Genomic DNA, 25,332 nt, shown 5'->3' on the forward strand with positions numbered 1-25,332 from the left:
CATGAGCAGCACCACAGACGCTTTGCCGGACACCGCTATTGCGGTGATCGGCATGGCCGGCCGCTTCCCCGGTGCCAACAGTGTCGCGGCGTTCTGGGACAACCTTCGCCGCGGTGAGGAATCGATCGCCACGCTGTCCGAAGACCAGCTGCGGGCGGCCGGGGTCGGCGACGAGGTGCTGGCCAACCCGGCCTACGTTCCGCGCGCCCCGCTCGTGGACGGCATCGACGAGTTCGACGCCGAATTCTTCGGCTTCCCACCACAGTTCGCCCGGATGCTAGACCCGCAGCACCGACTGTTCCTGCAGTGCGCGTGGCACGCGTTCGAGGATGCCGGCTGTGATCCGGCCGGGTTCGACGGCGCCATCGGCGTCTACGGAACCTGCTCCCCCAGCGGCTATCTGCTACACAACCTGTCGTCACAACACAACGCCTTCATGGGCACCGGACTCAACTTCGAACAGTTCAACCTGTTTTTGCAGAACGACAAGGATTTCCTGGCCACTCGGGTCTCGCACCAGTTCGATCTGCGCGGCCCGAGCCTCACCGTGCAAACCGCGTGCTCGTCGTCGCTGGTCGCGGTGCATCTAGCCTGCCAAAGCCTGTTGAGCGGGGAATGCGACATGGCCCTGGCCGGCGGGGTGTCGCTGTCGGTTCCACACCAGGTCGGGTATTGGAACTCACCGGGATCGATGGTGTCGGCCGTTGGGCACTGCCGGCCGTTCGACGTTCGCGCCGACGGCACGGTGTTCGGTAGCGGGGTGGGCATCGTGGTGCTCCGGCCGTTGCAGGCCGCGCTGGACGCCGGGGACCGCATTCACGCCGTGATCCGCGGATCGGCGATCAACAACGACGGCTCGGCGAAAATGGGCTACGCGGCGCCGAATCCGGCTGCCCAGGCCGACGTCATCGCCGAGGCACATGCGGTGGCGGGTGTCGATGCCGCGACCGTGAGCTATGTCGAGACGCACGGCACCGGCACACCGCTGGGCGATCCCATCGAGGTCCAGGGCTTGAAGAACGCGTTCGCCGTTTCCGACACGGTCCGGCCGGGCCCGTGTGTCCTGGGGTCGGTGAAGTCGAACATCGGCCACCTGGAGGTGGCCGCCGGGGTGGTGGGCCTGATCAAGACGATCCTGTGCCTGCAACACCAGGCGATTCCCGGAACGCTGCACTACACCAGCCCGAACCCGGAGCTGCGCCTCGACGAGACCCCGTTCACCGTGCGGAGCAGCTACTCCCACTGGGAGTGGGACGGCGTGCGCCGGGCCGGGGTCAGTTCGTTCGGCGTGGGCGGCACCAACGCGCACGTCGTACTGGAAGAGGCGCCAGGGGTTGTCGCGCAGACCGGTCCGAGCGGGCCTCAGGTGCTGCTGTTGTCGGCGCGGACCCGTGCGGCGCTGGACGAATCCCGCACGGCCCTGGCCGACGTGCTGGCCGCGCCGGATGGACCGGAGCTTTCCGACGTCGCCTTCACCCTGGCCGGGCGCCGCAAGCACCCCGTCACCGCCGCCGTCGTGGTGCACGACCGCGAGCATGCCGCGAGCGTGCTGCGCGCCGCCGAGCACGACAACGTCTTCGTCGGGGAATCGTGCGGCGCTGGCCACCTTAAGGATGAATCCGCTTCGGAGCGTGTGGTTTTCATGTTCCCCGGTCAGGGTGCTCAGCACCTGGGCATGGCACGCGGCCTCTACGACACCGCGCCGGTCTTCGCCCTGCATTTCGACGCCTGCGTCGCGGGCTTCCGCACCGAGATGGGGATCGACTTGCATGCGGAGATATTCGGCGACGCCAGCACCGATCTGGAACGCATCGATCGTTCCCAGCCCGCGCTGTTCACGGTGGAGTACGCGCTGGGCCGGCTGCTCGAGACCTACGGCGTCCGGGCCGGGGCGTACATCGGGTACAGCACCGGCGAATACATTGCCGCCACCCTGGCCGGCGTCTTCGATGTGCAGACCGCGATCAAGCTGGTGGGCCTGCGCGCGCGTCTGATGCATGAATCCCCGGCCGGTTCGATGGTCGCCGTCGCGCTGGGGCCCGACGACATCGCCCCGTACCTGTCCGAATTCGCGGCCCAGGGCGTCGAATTGTCCGCGGTGAACGACCCGGGCAACTGCGTCGTCGCTGGGCCGAACGACGCGATCCGCGCGTTCACCCAACGCCTGCGCGCCGCGAACATCACCGCACGGCGGGTGCGCGCGACGCACGCATTTCATTCCAGCGCAATGAATGCGATGGCGGCCGAGTTCGGTCAATTCCTGTCCAGCGTCGAGCTGCGGCCGCCGACCACGCCGCTGCTGTCCAACCTCACCGGCACCTGGATGACCGATGAGCAGGTCAGCGATCCCGGCACCTGGGCGCGCCAGATCAGCTCCACGATCCGGTTCGCCGACGAACTCGACGTGCTACTGCGCGATCCGGACCGGATCTTGGTCGAGGTCGGCCCCGGCGGCAGCCTCACTGGTTCGGCGATGCGTCACCCCAAGTGGTCGAGCACGCACCGCGCGGTTCGGCTGATGCGGCACCCGATTCAGAACGTCGACGACCGGGACACCTTCCTGCTCGGCCTCGGCCAATTGTGGGCGGCCGGTGTGCCGGTCGATTGGACAGCGGCGACCGGGCCCAAGCGCCACATCGTGTCGTTACCCGGTTATTCCTTTGCCCGCGACCGGCATTGGGTTGACCCGCAGCCGGTCAACGGGACCGGCCGGGCCGCCGAGATGCAGTTGGTGGCCGATGTGTCCAGGAACGGCAACGGCAACGGCCATGCCGGGGTCTCCGGGCAGTCGCACACCGAGACGGTGCTGCGCCAGATCTGGATGCAGTGCCTGGGCCTGAACTCCGTCGGCCGCACGGACAACTTCTTCGACCTCGGCGGCGACTCCCTGATCGCGATCGGGATCGCGACCAACGCCAGCAACGCGGGTCTGGACGTCAGCCCGCAGGACCTCTACGCGAACCCGACCCTGGTCGCCCTGGCGGCCCACGTGGATGCGAAGTACGCCTTGGGCGGCTTGGCGAAACCGCCCGAGCCGACGGCACATCCGCCGATTCCGCCGAACATCGCGCACTTCCTCGAGGACGGACTGCGCGACACCGGACGCTGGCGGTTGCCGCTGATCCTGCGCCTCGACCCGGCGGTGGGCCTCGACGACGTCCGCTGTGTGCTCACCGCGCTGACCACCCACCATGACGCCTTGCGCCTGACGTTCGTCGAGCGCGCCGGGGTGTGGGAGCAGCAGATCGGGCCGGCACAGGAATTCGCGGCGCTGTCGTCGCGCGAGCTGCCCGACTCAGGCCCCGACTCAAATTGCGACCCCGACGCGCACCGGACGGCGATCCACGACACCGTCGCCGACCTGACCGCCCACGGTGAGCTGACCGCACCGTTGACCGCGGTCTACGTCGTGGACCCGCACGGTGCGCGCTATCTGGTGCTGTCCCTGCACGAGGCCGTCGCCGACACCGCGTCGCGGGAGATCCTGATCTCCGACCTGTTCACCGCATTCACCCAACGCCTTGCCGGAGAGGACATTTCGCTGCCCCCCGGCACCACCTCATGGCGGGACTGGTCGCTGCGCTGCGCGGCGCTCGCGGCGCATCCGACCGTCCTGGACACCCGCGACCACTGGCTGCAGACCGCACGGCAGGCGACCGTGCGACCGGCGTCCACCGACGTCGCCGGCCCGCCCCACGCCGACGATCTGACCAAGGTGTCGACGGCGCTGACCGTCGAGCAGACCTCCGAACTCGACGACGCCCGCCGAGTGCTCGGATCCTCGGTCGAGGAGCTGCTGCTCGCGGCGCTCGGCCGGACCCTCGCCGAAACCGTCGGCGCCGGGGTGGTGGCCGTCGACGTGGAAGGGCAAGGCCGCTCGGTGCTGCGACCGGACGTCGACCTGCGCCGCACGATCGGGCAGTTCACCACGATCTATCCGATCGCGCTGCCGTGCGCCACGAGTGCACAGGCCCGGGCCGGCGAACTGCTGGAAGCCATCCACGACGTCCTCGGCGCCGTGCCACATTACGGCGTCGGATACGGGTTGCTGCGCCGCCTCTGTGCGCCCACAGCCCGGCTCTTGGCGGCCGCGGGCGCGGCGGATGTGCACTTCCGCTACGCCGGTGCGATCCCGCACGTGCCGGCCATGGACGCCGCCGTGCAGTTCGACTCCGATGCGGCGTCGGTGCTCGCGCCGGTGCGCGACACGATCCCGGGACTGGGCCATGCCGTCGAGTTCCGGGTGTACCGCTATGCCGGGGTGTTGCACCTGGATTGGTGGTACGACACCCGCCGGGTGGCCGACACGCGGGCCGACGCACTGGCCCGGCGGTTCCCGAGCGCACTGCGCGACCTGATCGCCGAGGCCCTCGCCGCGCGGCCCGAGGACGACTCGGCTTCGCAGCCCGTCGAGCTGGCGCTGGTGGACCTCTCGGCCCTGGATGCGGGTTGAACCAATGGTAAAGGCGCACAAGGGTTTCGATAAGGCCGTCATTGTCGACAAGGTTCGCAAGACGTTCGGCGATTTCGTGGCGCTGCACGAGGTCAGCTTCGACGTCGGCCGCGGCGAGGTGCTCGGGCTGCTCGGCCCGAACGGCGCGGGCAAGACCACGCTCGTCGACATCCTCTCCACGCTGAGCCGGCCGGACAGCGGCCGGGCGGTGGTCGCGGGTTATGACGTCGTTTCCGAACCGGCCGGAGTGCGGCGTTCGATCATGCTCACCGGACAGCAAGTGGCGATCGACGACATGCTCACCGGCAGCGAAAACCTGGTGATGTTCGGTCGGCTGTTCGGATTGGGTAAGTCGGCGGCGCGCGCCCGCGCCAAGGAACTTATCGACGAATTCGACCTGGCCTACGCCGCCGACCGGCGGGTAAAGACCTACTCGGGCGGCATGCGCCGACGCATCGACATCGCCTGCGGTCTGGTGGTGCGCCCCCAGGTGGTGTTTTTAGACGAACCCACCACCGGCCTGGATCCCCGTAGCCGGCAAAGCATTTGGGACCTGGTCGGCAAGTTCCAGGAGCTGGGCATTGCGACGTTGCTGACCACTCAGTATCTCGAAGAGGCCGATGCGTTGGCCGACCGGATCGTGGTGATCGACCACGGGCGGGTCATCGCGGCCGGCACCGCCGACCAGCTCAAGGAGCGCACGGGCGGCAGTTACTGCGAGATCGTGCCGCGCAACCTCGGGGATCTGGCGGTCATCGCTGAGACGCTCGGCTCGTTGGTGCCCGACAAGGTCAGGGCCGCCCTGACCCCCGAGTCGGACCGGATCGCCATACCCGCACCGGAGGGTGCCAACACGCTGATCGACGCTGTCGGCCGGCTGGCCGCCGCCAATATCGCCGTCGCCGACGTCGCCCTGCGGCGCCCTTCCCTCGACGACGTATTCCTCGCGCTGACCGACGATTCCCCGCGCACCCGCACCCCCGTCGCGACACAGGCCGCCGGGTGACCGCGACGAGCACCACCGAGCGACACCCGTCACCGATCGCGCAGTGGTGGGTACTCACCAAGCGTTTCATCGCACCGACCCTGCGCAACGGCGAACTCGTCGTCACGGTCGCGTCCTCGGTGGTCTTCACGGCGGGTTTCTACATCCCACTGCACCAGATCATGGGGACCGCCACCAAAACCCTTGCCAGCAGTTACGCGCAATACGTGATGCCATTGATCGCGTTGCAGGCGATCACGTTCGCCGCGATGTCGACGGCGTTTCGGGCGGCGACCGATTCGGTGCAGGGCATCAACCGCCGGTTCCGGTCGATGCCGCTGGCCCCGTTCGCTCCGGTGGGCGCTCGCATTTCGGCGGCGGTGTATCGGTGCACGATCTCGGTCGCGGTGGCGATCGTGTGCGGCTACGTGATCGGATTCCGGTTTCACCACTCCGCGGCCTCCATTGCCGCCTTCGTGCTGCTGGTGGTGGCGATCGGGTCGATCCTGTCGTTCGGCGCCGACCTGGTCGGCACCGGCAGCCGCAACCCGGAGGCGATGACACCGCTGCTGATCCTGCCGCCGCTGATCTTCGGGCTGTTGTCCACCGGAGTCCAACCCGCCCAACAGTTTCCACGGTGGATTCAGCCCGTCGTGCGCAACCAGCCGGTCTCGCAGTTCGTCACGGCGTTGCGTGCCCTGGCCGGTGACGCCGCCCCGTACGGCGGGCCGGTGACCTGGTCGGTGCTGGCACCCACGGTGGCGTGGCTGACCGGGCTGACCCTGTTTTTGATCCCGACATCGGCGGTCGTCTTGTCCAGGCGGGCGCAATGACCCTGACACACCAGCCGCCCACCGGACTGGACGGCCAGCAATACCACGAGAATTCGCCGTCAGCGCTGGTGTCACAAACCCAGGTGCAGACCCGGCGCATCCTGCTGCGCTGGGCGCGCGACCTCACCACCGTGATCGAGGCGTTGGTGTTGCCGGTCCTGTTCCTGTTGACCCTGAACATCATTCTGGGCAATGTCATTTCCCAAGTCACCGGTCACAGCGCGCTGTTCGGGACGGTCCCGTTGAACGCGCTGGCCGCGACAATCAACGGTGCGGCGGTCGGGGCGATCGGGCTGATCGGCGAACGCTCCGACGGCCTGCTGCGCCGGCTCTGGGTGGTGCCCGTGCACCGGGCGTCGGGTGTGCTGTCGCGCATCGCCGCCGAAATCGTCCGTATCATGCTGACCACGCTGGTCGTGCTGGCCGTCGGAATGATTCTGGGATTCCGCTTCCAGCAAGGCATTCCGGCGACCCTGCTATGGTTTCTCGTCCCGCTCATCTTCGGGTTGGCGTTCGCGACGCTGATCACAACGGTGGCGCTGTACACCGCCAACAACTTTCTCCTCGAGACGGTCACCCTGGGGCACGTCCTCGCGGTGGTGTTCTCCACCGGCTTCTTACCCCTCGACCAATTCCCACGCTGGATACAGCCGGTGGTCGCGCATCAGCCGATGAGCTACGCGATCGAGGCCATGCGCGGGTTGTCGATGGGCGGCCCGGTGCGCGCGCCGATGATCGCCACGCTGCTGTGGGCCGGCGGCATCACCGCGGTGTGCATCGTTCCGGCGTTTATCGGTTATCGGCGAGCCAGCACCAGCTGAACAAAGGGGGGTAAGACGTGTTTCCCGGATCCGTGATCCGCAAGCTGACCCGCAGCGAAGAGGTGTTCGCGGTCAACGAGACATATTTCGCCTTTACCGCACACGTCCACGGTCCGGTCGACCTCGACGCGATGTCCGACGCGTTCGACGCATTGCTGGAATCCCATCCGGTGTTCGCCGGTCGGCTCGAGCTGACCGAGGACGGGCGCTACCAGATCGTCGCCGAAGACCTTATGCACCCGGGCATTTGGGTGATCAACTCCGACGCCCCGGACACTCCCGACACCGCCGGCATGCGGCTGGATCAGCGCCAGACCCTGCTCAATCTGCGGCTGAAAGACAGCGGCGGACGCACCGAGCTCACGCTGTACACCCACCACAGCCTGGCCGACGCCCACCATGCGTTCGGCCTGCTCGAAGAGCTTTTCTCGCTCTACACCGACGTCGTCACCACCGGCGCACCGGCGCCGGTGACACCGCAACCCGCCCCCGAGTCGCTGGAGTTGTTGCTCGAACAACGCGGCGTAATCAAGCAGCAAAAGTCCGGACTGGAAAAGCTTTTCAAGGCGATGTTCGCCTACGACCTACCGGAACCCGAGCAGCCGCCCGCGATGGCGGATCCGGATGCCATCCGGCCCATCCCGATCGCGCGCATCCGGTTCACCGAAGAGGAGACGTCGGAGCTGGTGGAGTTTGGGCTTGCCAATCAGCTCAGCCTCAATTCCGTGGTGGCCGCGGCCATCCTGCTGGCCGAGTGGGAACTGCGCAATACCCCGCACATTCCGATTCCCTACATCTACCCGGTCGATCTGCGTTACCTGTTATCGCCCCCGGTCAGCCTGACCGGCAGCACGTTACCGCTGGGCGTGGCCACCTATTTGGCGGAAATCAAATCCGACACCGAGGTGGTGGATCTGGCCCGCGGCATCGTGGAATCGTTCCGGACCGACCTCGCCGAAGGCGTCATCCAGCAATCCGCTATGCATTTCAACTTGCAATACCAGGGCACCCCGCCCGGGCTACCGCCGGTGGTGCTGTGCACGGACACCGGGACGATCCCGCCGCTGCGCACACCTCCGGGCATGGAGCTCGACGACTTTCAAAGCGAACTGTGGTTCCCCACCCGCGCGCCCGTCGACCTGTACAGCTGCGGGACCTTCGCCGGCCGGCTGTTCATCGAGCATCACGCGCACCTGCCCGGGCGAGAAAAGCCTTTACAGGCAATACATTCGCTGCTGTGCTCATTGCTCAGCGAAGAGGACAGCTGGGTCGTCGAATAACCGCTGATGCTCCCGCGGCAGCGCCGCGGTCACGGCGTGCCCAGCAGCGGGCCGAGCCGATAGTCGACGAGACGACGCATGACCAGCCCGGTGGTAGTTTTCTCGACCCCGTCGATGTCGAGGATCTGGCCGGCCAGCCGATAGAGATCGTCGGCGTCGCGGGCCACGACGTGGACGAGCAGATCGGTGACACCGCTGAGCCCATGCACCTCGAGCACTTCGGGCACGCCGGCCAGGGCGTCGCCGATCCGGTCCAGCTTGCGCTGGGTGACCGTGACCATGATGAACGCGGTCAGCGGATAGCCCAGTGCGCCCGGATCGATTCGTCGCTCGAACGACTGCAAGACGCCGCCGGACTCCAATCGGGTCAGCCGCGCGTGAACCGTGTTGCGGGCCAAACCGGTGGTCTCCGCTAGGGCCACCGCGGTCGCGCGAGGCGCCGCCACCAGCGCCCGCAGAATCCGCGCATCCGTGTCGTCGACAATCCGTTGCGAGTTGGCCACGATGCGCACCGCCGATCAGTTGAACTCCGCCCGGTTTGTGCATTCTGCCCAAAATCGACAAACACACTTGCCATACGTTACGCCTGCCTGCTGGACTCGGTGATCTATCTGCCCAACCGAACAGGCAGGACACCGTGAACACCCTGAACACCCTCGCCATCGGCGATATCGATCACGCGATCAGCGAGCTCGACACCCTGGAAACCATCGCCGAGCGCGTTCTGTGGCTATCCACGGCGGTGGTCCATCACGCCAACCGGGTGCGGCCCAATCCCTCGGGACTGAAGGTGGGCGGTCACCAAGCCTCGAGCGCCTCGATGGTCGCCATCATGACCTCGCTGTGGTTCAGCCAACTGCAGCCCGGCGACCGGGTGTCGGTGAAACCGCACGCGTCGCCGGTGCTGCACAGCATCAACTACCTGCTAGGCGAGCTGGACGAAAAGTACCTGACCACGCTGCGCGAGTTCGGCGGTCTGCAGTCCTACCCCAGCCGCTGGAAGGACCCGGACGTGGTGGACTACTCGACCGGGTCGGTCGGCATCGGCGCCACCGCCCCGATCTGGGGCACGATGGCTCGCCGCTACGTCAACGCACACCTGGGTGCGGGCGGGCAGGGCCGACAATACTCGCTGGTCGGCGACGCCGAGCTGGACGAGGGCGCGGTGTGGGAGGCCATTCTCGATCCGGCAATCGCCGAACTGGGCGAGGTGGTCTGGATCGTCGATCTCAACCGTCAGTCCCTGGACCGGGTGGTGCCCAACATCGCGGCCCGACGGCTCGAGGCCATGTTCGGCGCGGCGGGCTGGCAGGTCATCACGGTCGACTTCGGCCGCCAGCTCGAGTCGGTGTTCGCTCTGCCCGGCGGAGATGCGCTGCGGCAGCGGATCATCGCCATGGAGAACCCCGAATACCAACGGTTGCTGCGCTGCGACGCGAACGGGATCCGGCAGCGCCTGCCCGGTGCGGGTCCCGACAGCGGCGCGATCGCCGGCTTGATCACCACGCTGGACAACGCCACGCTGAGAGCGGCGATCCGCAACCTGGGAGGCCACGACCTCGCGGCCCTCACCGCGGCTTACCAGCAGATCGATGACACCCGCCCCACGGTGATCCTGGCGTACACCATCAAGGGCTACGGACTGCCCACCGAGGGACACCCGCAGAACCATTCGGCACTGCTCACCGAAGATGAATTCGCAGGACTGGCAACGAAACTCGGCATGGACACCGACAACCCGTGGCACCGGTTCAGCCCGGAGGGCCCGATGGGAAAATTGTGCGCCGCGACCGCGGCACGGTTACGCCGTGACCCCGTCCCGGCACCGGTCGCGCCTGCGGTGCCCACCGACATCGGCCGCACCCCGAAGGGCACGTCGACGACGCAGGCCGCGCTCGGTCGCCTGCTGTTGGACCTGACCCGCGAGGCGCCCGACGTGGCCAAGCGCGTCGTCACGGTCAGCCCGGACGTCAGTTCCACCACCAACCTGGCCGGATGGGTGAACAAGGTCGGAGTCTGGTCGGCCAGCGAGCGGCGCAACTGGTTCGCCGACGACGGACAGACCCTGATGCACTGGAACGAACGCCCGAGCGGGCAGCACATCGAGCTCGGTATCGCCGAGACCAACCTGGTGGGCTTGATCGGCGAACTGGGCGCCACCTGGAGTCGGTGGGGTGAGCCACTGTTCCCGATCGGCGTGCTCTACGACCCGTTCGTCGAACGTGCGCTGGAGCCATGGTCTTTCGGGATTTACGCCGGCGGCCAATCCATTCTCATCGGCACGCCGTCCGGGGTGAGCCTGGCCGCCGAAGGCGGCGCCCACCAGTCCATCAAGACCCCGTCAATCGGGCTCGAGCAGCCCGGCTGCATCAGCTACGAGCCGGCGTTCGCCATCGATGTCGAGTGGACCTTGCTGGCCAGCATCGCCCGGCTCGGGCGTCCGGACGGCACCTCGGCGTACCTGAGACTGTCCACCCGCCCGGTCGACCAGACGGCCGCCGCCGTGCCGCAAGACCCCGCGGCTCGGGAACGGCGCCGTCGGCAGGTGGTGGCCGGCGGTTATCCGTTGCGGCGCAACGATTCCGCGAAAGTCACCATCGCGGCGATGGGCACCATGATCATGGCGGCGCTGGCCGCCGCCGACCGGCTGGCGCAGCTCGGGGTTGCAGCCGACGTCGTCTGCGTGACCAGTCCGGACTTGCTGTTCCAGGCCTGGCAGGCGCGCCAGGGCCGGGGCAGCGCCGACAGCTGGATCCTCGATCAGCTCTTCCCCGGCGACCGGGCGCACCCCATGGTGACCGTCCTGGACGGACATCCCCACACGCTCGCCTTCCTGTCGAACATTCAGCGAGTTCCGTTGACCGCCTTGGGCGTGCGCACGTTCGGTCAAGCCGGTGGCCTCGACGACGTGTACCGCTACCACGGCATCGATACCGACAGCATCGTGCGCGCCGCACTCGACATAGCCGGCTGACCCGAAAGCAGACGCGTGTCGACTGCCCCCGTTACGTCGCCGCCAGTGGCGCCTCTTCGGCAGCCAGCGTCTCCGACAGGTGCAGCCCCAACGCGCGCGCCGAATTGTAGGTGGCGATGGTCTTGGGCGTGACGCGGATGCCGGTCTCGGCTTCGATGCGGGTGCGCAGTTCCAGGTTGCCCAGCGAGTCCAGCCCGTGCTCGGCGAACGGCCGGTCGGGATCGATGGCACGGCGCAGGATCAGGCCGGTCTGGTCGGCGATGAGACGGCGCAGCCGGGCCGGCCACTCGCCGGGCGCCAGGGCCCGCAATTCGGCTCGCAACGCAGAGCTTTCGGCACCGTGCTGGTCCCCGGACTGCTGGAAGGCTTCGGCGAACGGGCTGCGCGCCACCAGTGCGGCCAGCCAGGGCGCACCCGTCGTCGGCACGTAGCCGGTGTAGGTGCGGTCGTAACGCAACAACGTCTCGAACGCCCGCGCTCCCTCCTCCGGGGCGATCATCGTCGTACGGCCACCGGCCGCCAGGAAGGTGGCGCGGCCGATCTCGCCCCATGCGCCCCACGCGATCGCGTTGGCCGGCAGGCCCTGGCTGCGGCGCCAGTGCGTGAACGCGTCCAGCCAACTCGATGCCGCGGCGTAGGCACCCTGCCCGGCCGACCCGAACAGCGCGGCCACCGAGGAGAAGGAGCAGAACCAGTCCAGCGGCTGCCCGGCGGTCGCGCGATGCAAGTTCCACACCCCGTTGACCTTTGGCGCCCAATCCTTGTCGATCAGCTCGTCGGTAATGTTGGCCAGCACGGCGTCCTCGACGACGGCGGCGGCGTGCAACACCCCACGCAACGACAGACCGGTCGCGGTGGCCGCGGCCACTACCGCGGCGGCCGTCTCGGCCTCGGCGATATTGCCGCTCTCCACTACGACGTCGGTCCCGTTCGCGCGAAGACGCTCAATCGCCTGACGCGCCTTCGGGGTCGGAGCCGAGCGAGCCGTCAGCACGATGCGACCGCACCCCGCCTTGGCGATCTGGCCGGCCAAGAACAATCCCAAACCACCCAGACCGCCGGTAACGATGTAGGCGCCGTCGTTGCGGAACACCGGTGCTCGCTGCGGCGCCAGCACCGCTTCGGTCTGTCCGACCCGGGGCACGGTGAGCACCAGCTTGCCGGTGTGCTCGGCGCCGCTCATCACCCGGATCGCCGTCGCCGCCTCCGACAGCGGATATTCGGTGCAAGACGGCACCGGCAGGTCTCCGTCGGCGATCCGCTGATACAGCGTGCGCAGCAGCTGTTGCACCCGGCCCGGGTGAGTGTGCGTGAGCAGCGCCAAGTCGACGGCGTAGAACGACAGGTTGCGGCGGAAGGGGAACAGGCCCAGCCGGGCATCGGCGTAGATGTCCCGCTTGCCGATCTCGACGAACCGCCCGCCGTAAGCCAGCAGCTCGATCCCGGCCTGCTGGGCCGCACCGGTCAGCGAGTTCAACACGATGTCGACCCCGTAGCCGTCGGTATCGCGGCGGATCTGCTCGGCGAACTCGGTGCTGCGCGAGTCGTAGACGTGCTCAATACCTTTGCTTCGCAACAGCTCTCGACGCTCGGGACTGCCAGCGGTGGCGAAGATCTCGGCGCCGGCTAGCTTCGCGATCGCGATCGCGGCCTGACCGACGCCGCCGGTGCCGGAGTGAATCAGCACCTTGTCCTCGGCCGAGATCCGGGCCAGCTCGGACAACCCGTACCAGGCGGTGCCGTAAGCCGTGGCCGCCGCGGCGGCCTGCACGGTGGACACAGCGGCCGGCAGACCGACCACCAATCGGGCATCGCAGGTAACGAACGTGCCCCAGCTACCGTTGCCGAATCCGGAGAAGCCGCCCACCCGGTCCCCGACCCGCAGGCCGGTGACGCCGTCGCCGACCCGAGTGACCACACCGCCCACGTCGAAGCCCAACTGATGCGGCTGACCCTCCAGATCGGGGTAACGGCCCAGCGCCGCAAGCACTTCGGCGAAGTTGACGCTGGACGCCTCGACCGCGATCTCCACCTCCCCGACACCGGGTGCGGTGCGGTCGAACGCGACGAACTCCAGGGTCTGCAGGTCGCCGGGGTGGCGCACCAGCGCGCGCAGCTGCTCGGTCTCGTGGTGGACCGTGGTCGTCCGGCGTTCGTCGGCCCCCAGCGGAGTGCACCGCAGCCGGGCCGTATACCACTGGCCGCCACGCCAGGCGGTTTCATCCTCGGCCGTACCGGACCGGAGTTCCTGGGCGACCAGCTCGATGTCCTCGTCGTCGGCCAGGTCGATCTGGGTGGTGTGCAGTTGCGGGTTCTCCGCGCCCACCACGCGCAGCAGGCCACGCAGCCCAGCCTGCACCAGGTTGGGCTGGTCATCGCCCAGCACGAGTTGAGCCCGCCGGGTCAGGACGTAGAGCCGCGGCGGCTTGGCCGACATTTCCGGCAGTTCGCGGATCATGCGGACCAGGTGGCGCACCTGCTCGCGGCCCTGCAGCAACCCCTGCTCGTCGGGTGGACCGGCCGGTGGCGGGCACACGATCACCACACCCTCGATGCCACCGCGCACCGCCGCGGACAGCTCCGCGATCTTGGCGGAGTGGTCGGCCTGCTGCGGCCAGGTCAGCGGGCAGGGTTGGGCAGCAAGCGATTTCAGCGCGTCGGCGAGGCGGGAGCCCAGCAGGTCCGCCTCGGCGGTGGTGATCAACAGCCAATTGCCCACCGGTCTTTCGGGCGCGGCCGGCAACGTCTGTCGCTGCCACTCGACCGTCAACAGCCGCTCGGTCATCAACTGCTCGGCGCCGCCGCCACTGGCCGCCATGCGCAGGCCTTCGACGGCCAGCACCATGGCGCCGGTCTCGTCGAGCAAATCCAGGTCCACCTCGAGGGCCGACTCGCTCGCCGACACGATGCGCGCGTGGCAGTAGCGCGTGCCGCGGGCCGGCGCGTACCGACGCAACCGCGCCACGCTCACCGGCAGCAGCAAGCCGACTTGCGCCGCGTCCTTGATGGCGGGGTGGGCCAGCACCGTCTGGAAACAAGCGTCCAGCAGGGCCGGATGAACGCCATAGCTGCCCTGCTGGGAACGGACCACCCTGGGCACCTCCACCTCGGCCACGACGCTGCGGCTCTTGCCTTCCGCGTTGTATGCCGAGACCAGGCCGGCGAAGGCGGGGCCGTAATCGACGCCACGCTCGGCGAACGAGCATCGCAGCGCGACCCCGTCCGTGCGCCGCGGGTGGGTGGCCAGCAGGGTCGCGATGTCGCGGCGCTGCGGTTTTTCCTCGGCGCTCGCGTCGCCGGTGCGGCACAACTGTGCGGTCGCGGTCCGGGACCGTTCGCCGTCGCGGTCGGTGTCCACCGCGAACTCGGCGACGCCGGCGTCCTTGATCGAAGCCACTGCGCTGACCGGGGTTTCGTCGTCCATCAGCAACATCTGCTCGAACCGGACATTGCGCACCTCGGCATCGGGTCCGAAGATCTCGGCCGCCCCGGCCAGCGCCATTTCGCAAAAACCCGCGCCCGGGAACACCGCGACGCCATTTACTTGGTGCTCGGCCAACCACGGCAGCGCCACGGTGCCGATCTCGCCCTGCCAGGCGTGCCGCTGCGGCTCCTCAGGCAGCCGGACGTGTGCACCGAGCAGTGGGTGCACCGCGACGGTGCACTCACCGCGCCTCGCCGACTCGTCGGCCTCGACCAACAGCCGTTGCCGGGTCCAGGTCGGCAGCGGCGCATCCACCAGCCGGCCAGCCGGATACAGCGCGGCGAAATCGATTGCGGCACCGGCGCTGTAGAGATCTGCCAGAAAACCGAGCAGGCCGTGCGGGGCCGGTTGCTCACGGCGCATGCCGGCCAACGCGTGCACGACGACGTCGGCCGCGGCAGCGGTCTGTTCCACCGCACGAGTCAGCAGCGGGTGCGGCGACGGCTCCCCGAACACCCGGTGACCGTCGTCCAAGGCGGCGTGCACGGCGGCGGCGAACTTCACCGACTGGCGCAGGTTGTGCACCCAGTAGCCGGCGTCGAAAGCCGGTGCGCTACGCGGATCATCCAGCGTCGCAGAGTAATACGGCACCTTCGGCACGTCCGGCGTGAGGTCGGCGAGCCGCACGGCCAGGTCGGCCAGGATCGGGTCCACCTGCGACGAATGCGACGCGACGTCCACGGCCACCTCGCGGGCCATCACGTCGCGGGCCTCCCACCCGGCGACCAGATCGCGAACCCGCTGGGCAGCGCCGCCAATTACGACGGAGTTCGGCGAGGCGATCACCGACACCACGACGTCGCCGATGCCGCGGGCCGCCAACTCGTCGCGCACCTGCTGGGCGGGCAGCTCCACCGTCGCCATCGCCCCGGCGCCCGCCACCCGCGACATCAGCTCGGAGCGCCGGCAGATCACCTTGACGCCGTCGGGTAGCGACAGCGCACCGGCGACGACGGCCGCGGCGATCTCGCCCATCGAATGCCCGATGACCGCGCCGGGCTGCACGCCGTGGGACCGCATCGCCTCGGCCATGGCGACCTGGAAGGCGAACAGCGTGGGTTGCACCCGACCGATGCCGGTCACCGTTTCCGGTACCGACATCGCTTCGGTGACCGAGAACCCGGACTCCGCCGCAATCAGGGGCTCGGCCTGGGCGACGGTCGCCGCGAACGCCGGCTCCTTGGCCAGCAGCTCGGCCCCCATCGCCGCCCACTGCGAGCCCTGCCCGGAGAAGGTCCACACCGGCCCACGGTCGTCGCGCCCGGCAGCCGGCGGGTAAGGCGTTTCACTGCAGGCGATTTCGCGCAGCCGTGCAGTCAGCTCGTCGAGGTTGTTCCCCGCGACCACCGCGGTGCGCACCCTCCGGTGGCCGCGCCGGCGCCCCAGGGTGTAAGCCAGGTCCGCGGCATACACGCCGGCCTTATTAGCGGCCAGCCAGTCGGCGAGCCGCCCCGCGGTGCGGCGCAGCTCGCCGGCCGACGTCGACGACAGCGGCAAGACGAGGGCATCGGGCGCGGGGCGCACAGAGAGCTCGGCGGGGCCGTCGGGTGCCTGCTCTAGGACGGCGTGCACATTGGTGCCCGACATCCCGAACGACGTCACTCCGACCCGTCGCGGCACCGGGCCCTGCGCGTCGCGTTTGTCCGGCCACGGCGTAACCTCTTGCGGCACAAACAGTCCGGTGTCGATGCGGGCGAGTTCGTCGGGCAGACGGGTGAAGTGCGCCATCGGCGGCACCACACCGTGGTGTAACTCGAGGACGGCCTTGACCAATCCGACGGCGCCGGCGGCCGCCTCGGTATGGCCCACATTGCTCTTGGCCGAGCCAAGCGCGACCCGGTTACCGGAGGCACCGTAAACCTCTGCCAGGCTGGTGAATTCGAGCGGGTCGCCCTTCGGTGTCCCGGTGCCGTGCGCTTCCACCACGCCTACCGTCGACGGATCGACTCCGGCCGCCGCCAATGCCGCCCGGTATACCGCGGCCTGGGCAACCGAGGACGGCGTGGTGATGGTCTCGGACCGGCCGTCCTGATTCGCCGCGGTGCCGCGCACCACCGCAAGGATCCGGTCGCCGTCGCGCACAGCGTCGGACAACCGCTTGAGCACCACCACCGCGCACCCGTCGGAACGGACGAATCCGTCGGCGGCGACGTCGAACGTGTGGCAGCGGCCGGTCGGCGAGAGCATGCCCTGGCCCGACGCCGACGTCGACACCCGCGGGTCCAGCACCAGCATCGCGCCCCCGGCCAAGGCCATGTCGCTCTCACCGCTGTCGAGACTCCGGCAAGCCAGGTGCACGGCGAGCAGACCCGACGAACACGACGTGTCCATCGTGATGGCCGGGCCCAGCAGCCCCAGCCCGTAGGCGATGCGCCCGGAGGCCATGCTGAACGGGGTGCAGGTGTAGCCGTAGGCGTCGCCCAGCACGCCGGCGTCGCCGGTCATCAGCGTGTAGTCCTGCTGGCAGAGCCCGACGAACACGCCGGTGCGCGAGCCGCTCAGCGATGCCGGCACGATGCCGGCGTGCTCGATCGCTTCCCAGGACGTCTCCAGCAGCAATCGGTGCTGCGGATCGATGGCAGTCGCCTCGCGTTCCCCGAAACCGAAGAAGGCGGCGTCGAAGCCCCCGACGTCGTCGATGAAGCCGCCCCAGCGTGACACCGACCGATCGGGGACTCCGCGCTCGGGGTCGTAGTGCTCCTCGACGTTCCACCGTTCGGGCGGGATGTCGGTCACCAGGTCGTCGCCACGTAGCAGCGCTTGCCAGAACCCGTCCGGTGAGTCGATACCGCCGGGGAGCCGGCAGCCCATCCCGATGACCGCAATGGGCGTAACACGCGACTGCATCGCCGTTCGTACCTCGTCTCAGCTCTGCCGGCGGCGCCTCCCCCAGCACCACCAGATGTCGATACGCGCAACGGAACCCCCGTAGCAGCGCTCGCAGAACCACTAATCCGGGTATCGACACGGAAATATTCGAACCGCACCAGCTTAGACGCCGGTCCCCGCGGTGGCGCGGGAATGGAGGAATTGTTCACTCACCCGACGGGGGCAGCCACCAAGAGGGCGCGCGCGACCCCGTTGGGCGATAATCACCGCAGCACGCACCCACGGAGGCCGAAGTGACCAGCAAAGCACTAGCGGCCCTGGGCCACGCCCTCGCGCTGGCGGGATCGATGACGTGGGAGATCACCTGGGCGCTGATCCTGGGCTTTCTGCTCTCCGCGGTGGTGCAGGCGGTGGTGCGCCGGTCGACGATCGTGAGCCTGATGGGCGACGACCGGCCCCGCACGCTGGCGGTGGCGGCCGGACTGGGCGCGGCCTCGTCGTCGTGTTCGTATGCTTCGGTGGCGCTGGCCCGGTCGCTGTTCCGCAAGGGCGCCGACTTCACCGCGGCGATGGCGTTCGAGATCGGCTCCACCAATCTCGTGGTCGAGCTGGGCATCATCCTCGCGTTGTTGATGGGCTGGCAGTTCACCGCCGCGGAGTTCGTCGGCGGACCGATCATGATCGTGGTGCTGGCGGTGCTGTTCCGGCTGTTCGTGCGGTCCCGGCTCGTCGACGCGGCCCGCGTCCAGGCCGAGCGCGGCCTCGCCGGTTCGATGGAAGGCCACGCCGCGATGGACATGTCGATCAAGCGGGACGGGTCGTTTGCGCAACGGTTGTGCTCCGCAGAGGGTTTCACCTCGGTGTCGCACGTGTTCGTCATGGAGTGGTTGGCGATCTTGCGCGATCTGGTGCTGGGTCTGTTGATCGCGGGCGCCATCGCGGCGTGGGTTCCCGAATCCTTCTGGCAGGGTTTCTTTTTGGCCAACCATCCCGGCGCGGCGGCGCTGTGGGGCCCGATCGTCGGGCCGGTCGTGGCGATCGTGTCGTTCGTGTGCTCGATCGGGAACGTGCCGCTGGCCGCGGTGCTGTGGAACGGCGGCATCAGCTTCGGTGGTGTCGTCGCGTTCATCTTCGCCGACCTGATCATCCTGCCGATCCTGAACATCTACCGGAAGTATTACGGCGCCAGGATGATGCTGACGATCCTGGCAACCTTCTACCTCGCCATGGTCGTCGCCGGCTACTCTGTCGAATTGCTGTTCGGCGCAACGAATCTCATCCCCCACCAGCGCAATGCCACCGTCATGGAGGCGGCCGTGTCGTGGAACTACACCACCTGGCTCAACATCGTGTTCCTGGCGATCGCGGTCGTGCTGGTCGCCCGGTTCGTCACCTCCGGCGGACTGCCGATGCTGCGGATGATGGGCGGCTCCCCCGAATCAGAACCCGGCGACCACCACCACTGAGCACGTCAGGTGTCGACGCATTGGGGGCAGGTGCCGTAGAAGTCGATCTGGTGGGCGACCTCGGTGAAGCGGTGTTGCTGGGCGAGTTGACTGGTGAGGCATTCGACGTCGTCGACGGTGAACCCGATGGCGAGCCCGCACTGCCGGCACAGCAAGTAGTGTCGATGCTCGGACGTGGTGCGCAGCCGATACAGCATCTCGCCGTCCTCGGCGCGCTGGGTTTCCACCATCTCCAGGCCGGCGAACGCGTGCAGGATGCGGTACACGGTCACCAGTCCGACCCGGACGCCGTCGTCTTGGCGAAGCTCGAGATGCAGTTGTTGGGCACTACGGAAGCGGTCGCTGCGCTGCAGCAGGTCCAGCACGGCTCGCTGCTGGGCGGTCATGCGCGAGCGGTGTAGTAGCCGCGGCGACGGCATTGTTGTGCTCCTCGGATGTGTTGGGTGGTCGAACGGCCCCCGGGCCGCGCAAGCGCCGGCGGTCTCGGGCACCGATGACGGCGGTGATCAGGTAGCCGGCGGCGGCGGCGCTCATGATGGTGAAGGTCGCCGGTGCCGCCGGGACCGCGTATGCGACGGTGACGCCGATCCAGATCGCGGCGGCGGCCAGGAGCGCGGACAACCAGAACCCCAACCAGGGTTGACTGGTCAGCCGGACGGCCGCGGCGGCCGGGGCGGCGAGCAGGCCGAGCACGACCAGGGTGCCGACGATCTGGGTGGCTTCGGCGACCGTGATTCCGACAACGACCAAAAAGATCATGCTGAGCAGTCGGGTCGGCACGCCGGCAGCCCGGGCGATGCCCGGATCGATGGTGGCGAATAGCAGTGGACGGGCGATGGCGACCAACACCGCGGTCAACGTCGCCGCGCCGGCCAACGCGAAGGTCCTCGCGTCATCGTTGATGCCAAAGATGCTGCCGAACAAGACATTCACGTTCGCCGTGCCGTTGTTGCCGCTGCCATGGCTGGTGTAGTACGTCAAAAACAGCGCACCCAGTCCGAGTATCCAGGAGAAGAACGACCCGATCGCGACGTCGTCGGCACCGACTCGGCTCAGCGCGGCCAGCACGACGGCCGCGATGATTGTTGAGGTGAACAGTCCCACCCGTGGGTCGACGCCCGCAACTAGGGCCGCCATGGCGCCGGAGTAGGCGACGTGTCCTTGCGCGTCCCCGGCGAAGACCTGGCCGCGCAGCACCAGGAAGTAACCGGCCAGCCCGCACACGGCAGCCACCGCGCTCCCGGCCACCAGCGCGTGGTCGATGAACGGATGCGACAGCATGTTCGCCGCGCCGGTCAGCGGATCCGATGCCCGCACGTAGCCGTCGAACCTGCTCATGCTGTCACCAGCGGACCCGCCGGGACGCGCTGCCGATCGTTGCGCGACAACGCTCGTTCGGCGGCCGCCCGATAGCCCACGGCCAGCAGATAGCCGGCGAATGCGAAACTGCTGACCCAGAATCCGATTGGATACGGCGAATAGAAGGCACACCCGATACCCAGCCATGTCACCGTGACCGCCAGCACGATGGACAACGCGATCCCCGTCGCGGGCCGGGCGGTGAGTTGGAACGCGGCCGCGGGCGGGGCCACCAGTAACACGAAAACCAGTAGACTGCCGGTGATTTGGCTCGCACCGGCCGTGGCGGCACCGAGCACCAGCAGAAAGACCATGGCGACGGCTCGGGTCGGCACGCCGTTGGCGGTGGCGGCGTCCGGATCGATCGAGGCCCAGAGCAGTGGCCGCCCGACCACGGCCAGCAGCACCAGGCACACCAGCGCGGCCATCACCAGCACGCCGAGCTGTTGCGCGGTGACGCCGGCGATGGTGCCGAACAGCAGGTTGGTCAACCCCGACAAGAATCCGTGATACAGGCTGACGAACAAGAACCCGGTCGCCAGTGCGAGCGCTTGGATCGTCCCGATGCCGGCGGATTCCTCGCTGCGGCTGTTCAGCGTTCCCGCGCGAGTTGACCTGGGCAGCAACGCAATTACCGCGGCGGCGCCGAGACTGGCGGCGAAGTAGCCGTACCCGGTGGCGATGCCCAGCCACGCCGCGGCAGCGGCTCCGGGGAAGCCGACGATGGCTAGGGTGTGCCCGGCGAAGCTTTCCTTGCGCAGCACCATGATCCATCCGACGACACCGGCCAGGACGGCGACGACGGTGCCGGCCCGGAAGGCGGTCACCATGAACGGATAGACCCACATCTGTTCGACGTCGGCGATCACATTCCAGCTCAGCCGCGCAGTCATCCACGCGCTCCGGCGATTTGAGTCCGAACGGCGCCGGGCTGGCCGACGACGAACAGGTGACCTGCTCGGTCGTGCAGAACATCGATCGGCATGCCGTAAAGACCGCTGAGTTGATCGGCGGTGATCACTTCATCGGGTGTACCGATCACCGCTGACCCGGCCGCCAGATAGATGACGCGGTCGAGGTAGGGCAGGATCGGGTTGACGTCGTGGGCGACCATGACCACGGTGACACCGTCGCGGCGGCAGATGTCGCCCACCAAGGCGCAGATCCCCGCCTGGCTGGGGACGTCCAAACTGTCGAGCGGTTCGTCGAGCAGCAGCAGCTTCGGCTGGCGGACCAGCGCCTGTGCGATCAGCAGCCGCTGTTGTTCGCCACCGGAGCAGCAGCCGATCGGACGCGTGGCATAGCCACTGGCGCCGACCGTTTCGATGACATAGTCGAGCCTTCTTCGCCGTCGCGCCGATCGTCGCGGAGCCAGCAGGCGGGCCAGTCCAGGGACGGGTGTGCCCCAGCGCGCGCCGTCCAACCCCAGCGACACCACGTCGACGCCGCGGATTCGCACGCTGGCGTCGAACGCGCGTCGTTGCGGCAGATACCCGATCAGGTTCGCGCGCCGCCCTGGCCGCTCGTCGAGCACTTCCACCAGGCCGCGCGTCGGCATCAGGCCGATTAACGCTTTCAGCAGCGTCGATTTCCCGCAGCCATTCGGTCCGAGCACCGCGACGAATTCTCCGGCAGCGAGGTCCAGGGACACGCCCGACCACACGGTCTTGCCGCCCACCACAGCCGACGCGCCGCGCATCCGTACCACGGTCTGCTGAGCCGCCGCCGCGCCGATCCGGTGGCCCGCGCGGCCGGGGACGCCGACGGTCATCTACTTCCCCGTCGTGCTGTGCAGGGCGTCGGCCAGGGCGGACAGTTGGCTGGACTGCCAATCTTGAAACGACGCGTTTTCGGGCGACAGTGTCTCGGTCACCGTGGTGACGGGTATGCCCTGTTTCTTCGCCGCGTCGACTTGGGCCTGCACATCCGGTGTGGCGTTTTGGGTATTGAACACGTACACCTTGACCGCCTTGCTCGCGATCTGCTGGTCGATGGTGGCCTTGTCCGCCGGCGAGGGATCAGTGCCTTCACTGATTGCCTGGAGGAACTCCGGTGGGGTAATCAGATTGAGCCCCAACGCGTCCGAGAGTGGAGAGAAAATTGACTCGCTGGCACCGACCGGGGTCCCGGCGTATTTGGCTTTGATGGTGGCGATCAGGCTGTGGTAGGTCGCCAGGGTTTGGTTGAGGAACTCGGCGTTGCGTTGATCGAAATATGCCGCATCGTTCGGGTCTGCCTTCTTGTATGCGGCGGTGATCGCCCCGGCAACCTTCGCCACCGAGTCGGGCGAATACCACTGGTGCGGGTTCCCGCCCGCCGGGACCCCGACGGTGTCGCCGACGTTGACCACGGTGTGCTTCGAGCCCGATTGGGACGCAAGCATTTTGTCGGCCCAGGCGTCGTAGCCGATGCCGTTTTCGACAACGACCGTCGCGTCGGAGACGGTGCGGGCGTCGGCGGCCGACGGCTCGTAGCTGTGCGGGTCGGTGTTGGGGTTGGTGATGATGCTGGTCTCCTGAACCCGGTCGCCACCGAGCTGAGCGGCGATGCTGCCCCACGCATTGATGGTGGCGACCACCGACAGCTTGGCCGCCGCGCCGGGGCCGGCCGTGCCGCTAGGGCTAGATTGCGGCGGATTGCCACCGCTGCACGCGATCGCGCCCAGCAGTATCGCGACCGTGTTCACAGCCAGCCATGCCGCTCTCCGCCGCCGACCTGCCATCACATCACTCCCCTGACCTATTGAAAATGGTTTTCATTAACACAGCGACGGTAGCACGCGGCCGCGACATTTGCAGCACCGCGCGCACCAAATCCGCACCCCCGGCTGCCGGCCGGGACTGGGCGGAATCGCGTTGCACGACAGGGCAAATTGCTTCCGGTGAATGGCGTACTTTGCTACCTTGACCCGATGGCCTCCGACGAGCAACGGCCGCGGGTTTTGCTCCTGTACTACACGTTCACGGGGCAGGCGCTGCGGGTACTCGAGGCCGCCGGCGAGGTCTTCGGCGAACGCGGCTTCGACGTGCGTCAGGCCCGCATCGAGTTCACCGATCGTCGCTACGCGCAGCGGTTTTCCCGCGTCCCGCTGCGGCACGCGATGCTCGACCTGCTCAGTATGTTGCCCGCGCAAGTGCGCCGCGCCGGCGGGGAAATCCGCACCCCCGACGAGGTGCGCGCCGGGGACTACGACCTGGTCTGCATCGGCTCCTCGACCTGGTGGTTCACGACGAACCTGCCCATGCGCACCTTCCTGAAGTCCCCGGAGGCCGACCGGCTACTGGCCGGTACCCCGTTCGCCACCTTCTGCGTGTGCCGTCGCTACTGGCGCGGAAATTTCCGCGCCACACGCAAGCTCGCCGAACAGCGCGGCGGCCGGTATCTGGGTGGCATCCACTTCGAATACCTCGGCGGGCAGTTGGCCTCCGGGCTGTCGATGATCAGCTACCTGCGGTCGGGCCGGTATCGCGATCGCTACTTCGGCGTGCCCATCCCGCCGACCAACGTCGTACCCTATCAACTCGAGCAGACCCGGCATTTCGCTGCCGAACTCGCGAACCGGTTGCCGCAGCAGGTGATTCGCTAAGGATTCAGCCGCACCGTGTTCATTGCCACCCCGGCGGCGGGCAGCCGCGTCAGCAACGCCTCGCCCATCGCCGCGGCCGGGGTGAGCACGCCGCGCACAGCGGCGAGCCGGTCACGATCGAAGGCCAGCGCCAGCCCGCATTCCGCAAGCAGCACCCCGGTACCGCTGTAGGCGTCGAGTTGCTGGCCAACGGTCGCCAGGTAGCGGACCCCGGATGTGGTGGTGGTGTAGGTCTGTGCCGTGTAGTGACCGCGCTGACGTAGCGCTTCGCCCGGACCGGTACCGGGCTTGGTCAACCGCTGCAGCCATCGTCGCGGCAACCGGTGAAAGTGCCTGGTGCCCAGGCTGAATACACCGGCCAGGGTTCCCGTCACCGCCGCGGCAGCCGCCGGCGCGGCGAATGACCTACCCAGACTCATGGTCTCCGAGTAGCGAAACCGGCGGCCATAGGCCCAGTCCTGTAAGGCGTTGCTGCGCCGGACGACTCGGGTATTGTGCGGCGCCCACACCAGACCGCCCACCCAGAAACCGGCGAGTTCGGGTGCGATCCGGCTGCCCTGCCGCCACCGGAAGTCGGGCTGGCGGCCCAGATCCGGCTCGGCCCCGTGGTCGGGAGTCAGCGTGTACGGGTCGGCCATCAGCCGACGCGCCGCGGGATCGCGGGACGCGGTGCGCATCGCCTCGAATTCCGAGGCGACGGTGCCGCCCGATCCGCCACCCTGGAAGAAGGACCGGAACACCAGGGTGGTGTCGCACAATTCGCCAGTTACGTCGTCGACTGCGCGGCGGTAGAGCTGGTAGACGTTCAGATCCGAAGGCAACGAAGCGAATCCACATGAGACGACGATCCGGGCCCCGGTGTCGGCGGCCTGCTTGTGGTAGCGATCGATGGCGGTGCGCACGAACATCACCTCACCGGTCAGGTCGGCGTAGTCGGTGCCTGCCTTGGCGCATGCCGCCACCACCGGCAAACCGTGCGTGGTGTAGGGGCCCACCGTGGTCAACACCACGCGGGTGCGGGCCGCCATCGCCTGCACGGCGGCGGGCTGCGCGGTGTCGGCCACGATCAGCGGCCACTGTCCCGCCCCGGCGCCGAGGGATTCGCGCACCGCCAGCAGCCGCTCTCGGGAGCGCCCGGCCAGCGCAACCCGCGCGTGGCCCGCGGCCCGGGCCAGGTATTCGGCCACCAGCCGGCCGGAATAGCCCGTCGCGCCGTAGACGACAATGTCGAACTCGCGGTCGAACTCGCGGTCGAACTCGCG

The 25,332-nt window shown here is 68.2% G+C and carries 16 protein-coding genes; 8 read left to right on the forward strand and 8 right to left on the reverse strand.

Annotated elements, in window-relative coordinates; translation table 11 throughout:
* Position 1 precedes the first annotated feature (1 nt).
* The 5 genes from G6N33_RS03810 to G6N33_RS03830 are packed head-to-tail and all read left to right on the forward strand — an operon-like array spanning position 2 to position 8,372.
* Positions 2–4,453: a type I polyketide synthase gene (locus G6N33_RS03810; protein WP_101528593.1), complete on the forward strand. Its 4,452-nt coding sequence runs from the start codon at positions 2–4 to the stop codon at positions 4,451–4,453.
* 4 nt (positions 4,454–4,457) lie between these two features.
* Positions 4,458–5,459: an ATP-binding cassette domain-containing protein gene (locus tag G6N33_RS03815; RefSeq protein WP_044510688.1), complete on the forward strand. Its 1,002-nt coding sequence runs from the start codon at positions 4,458–4,460 to the stop codon at positions 5,457–5,459.
* Entirely contained in the window at positions 5,456–6,271 is an 816-nt protein-coding gene (locus G6N33_RS03820; protein WP_044510687.1) for an ABC transporter permease, read from the forward strand. Before G6N33_RS03815 ends, G6N33_RS03820 begins: the two co-directional genes overlap by 4 nt.
* On the forward strand, positions 6,268–7,092 hold the full coding sequence (locus tag G6N33_RS03825; protein ID WP_044510685.1) for an ABC transporter permease: 825 nt from the start codon (positions 6,268–6,270) through the stop codon (positions 7,090–7,092). Before G6N33_RS03820 ends, G6N33_RS03825 begins: the two co-directional genes overlap by 4 nt.
* A gap of 17 nt (positions 7,093–7,109) precedes the next feature.
* On the forward strand, positions 7,110–8,372 hold the full coding sequence (locus G6N33_RS03830; protein ID WP_101528592.1) for a phthiocerol/phthiodiolone dimycocerosyl transferase family protein: 1,263 nt from the start codon (positions 7,110–7,112) through the stop codon (positions 8,370–8,372).
* 29 nt (positions 8,373–8,401) lie between these two features.
* Here G6N33_RS03830 and G6N33_RS03835 read toward each other — a convergent pair whose 3' ends face one another.
* Positions 8,402–8,875, reverse strand: a complete 474-nt coding sequence (locus G6N33_RS03835; RefSeq protein WP_044513111.1) for an Lrp/AsnC family transcriptional regulator — start codon at positions 8,873–8,875, stop codon at positions 8,402–8,404.
* Positions 8,876–9,018: 143 nt separating this feature from the next.
* Here G6N33_RS03835 and G6N33_RS03840 point away from each other — a divergent pair, with 143 nt between their 5' ends.
* Positions 9,019–11,346: a transketolase-like TK C-terminal-containing protein gene (locus tag G6N33_RS03840; protein ID WP_044513109.1), complete on the forward strand. Its 2,328-nt coding sequence runs from the start codon at positions 9,019–9,021 to the stop codon at positions 11,344–11,346.
* A gap of 31 nt (positions 11,347–11,377) precedes the next feature.
* On the opposite strand, the gene pks2 is transcribed toward G6N33_RS03840, so the two are convergent.
* Positions 11,378–17,677, reverse strand: coding sequence for a sulfolipid-1 biosynthesis phthioceranic/hydroxyphthioceranic acid synthase (pks2, locus tag G6N33_RS03845; protein ID WP_101528591.1), 6,300 nt, complete (start codon positions 17,675–17,677; stop codon positions 11,378–11,380).
* A gap of 329 nt (positions 17,678–18,006) precedes the next feature.
* Between pks2 and G6N33_RS03850 the strand changes: the two genes are divergently transcribed.
* Positions 18,007–19,125, forward strand: coding sequence for a permease (locus tag G6N33_RS03850; protein ID WP_044513108.1), 1,119 nt, complete (start codon positions 18,007–18,009; stop codon positions 19,123–19,125).
* A 5-nt stretch (positions 19,126–19,130) separates the two neighbouring features.
* Here the strand turns inward: G6N33_RS03850 and G6N33_RS03855 are convergent, their stop codons facing one another.
* Genes G6N33_RS03855 through G6N33_RS03875 form a run of 5 tightly spaced genes read right to left on the reverse strand, consistent with a single transcriptional unit; the run spans position 19,131 to position 23,170 of the window.
* Positions 19,131–19,511: a Fur family transcriptional regulator gene (locus G6N33_RS03855; RefSeq protein WP_044510680.1), complete on the reverse strand. Its 381-nt coding sequence runs from the start codon at positions 19,509–19,511 to the stop codon at positions 19,131–19,133.
* Positions 19,453–20,463, reverse strand: a complete 1,011-nt coding sequence (locus G6N33_RS03860; protein ID WP_081662233.1) for a metal ABC transporter permease — start codon at positions 20,461–20,463, stop codon at positions 19,453–19,455. The genes G6N33_RS03855 and G6N33_RS03860 overlap by 59 nt, the downstream gene beginning before the upstream one ends.
* The gene (locus tag G6N33_RS03865; protein WP_044510678.1) at positions 20,460–21,377 is read right to left on the reverse strand and encodes a metal ABC transporter permease; all 918 of its coding nucleotides are present in this window, start codon (positions 21,375–21,377) and stop codon (positions 20,460–20,462) included. Before G6N33_RS03865 ends, G6N33_RS03860 begins: the two co-directional genes overlap by 4 nt.
* Positions 21,374–22,255 (reverse strand): metal ABC transporter ATP-binding protein, encoded by an 882-nt coding sequence (locus tag G6N33_RS03870; RefSeq protein WP_081662232.1) that lies wholly within the window; start codon positions 22,253–22,255, stop codon positions 21,374–21,376. The genes G6N33_RS03865 and G6N33_RS03870 overlap by 4 nt, the downstream gene beginning before the upstream one ends.
* Entirely contained in the window at positions 22,256–23,170 is a 915-nt protein-coding gene (locus tag G6N33_RS03875) for a metal ABC transporter solute-binding protein, Zn/Mn family (protein ID WP_231382600.1), read from the reverse strand.
* A 225-nt stretch (positions 23,171–23,395) separates the two neighbouring features.
* On the opposite strand from G6N33_RS03875, the gene G6N33_RS03880 reads away from it, so the two are divergent.
* Positions 23,396–24,070, forward strand: a complete 675-nt coding sequence (locus tag G6N33_RS03880; protein ID WP_044510675.1) for a flavodoxin family protein — start codon at positions 23,396–23,398, stop codon at positions 24,068–24,070.
* On the opposite strand, the gene G6N33_RS03885 is transcribed toward G6N33_RS03880, so the two are convergent.
* Positions 24,067–25,296, reverse strand: a complete 1,230-nt coding sequence (locus tag G6N33_RS03885; protein ID WP_044513104.1) for a saccharopine dehydrogenase family protein — start codon at positions 25,294–25,296, stop codon at positions 24,067–24,069. The genes G6N33_RS03880 and G6N33_RS03885 overlap by 4 nt on opposite strands.
* Positions 25,297–25,332 lie beyond the last annotated feature (36 nt).

Origin of the sequence: Mycobacterium simiae, assembly GCF_010727605.1 — a bacterium.
Lineage (GTDB): Bacteria > Actinomycetota > Actinomycetes > Mycobacteriales > Mycobacteriaceae > Mycobacterium > Mycobacterium simiae.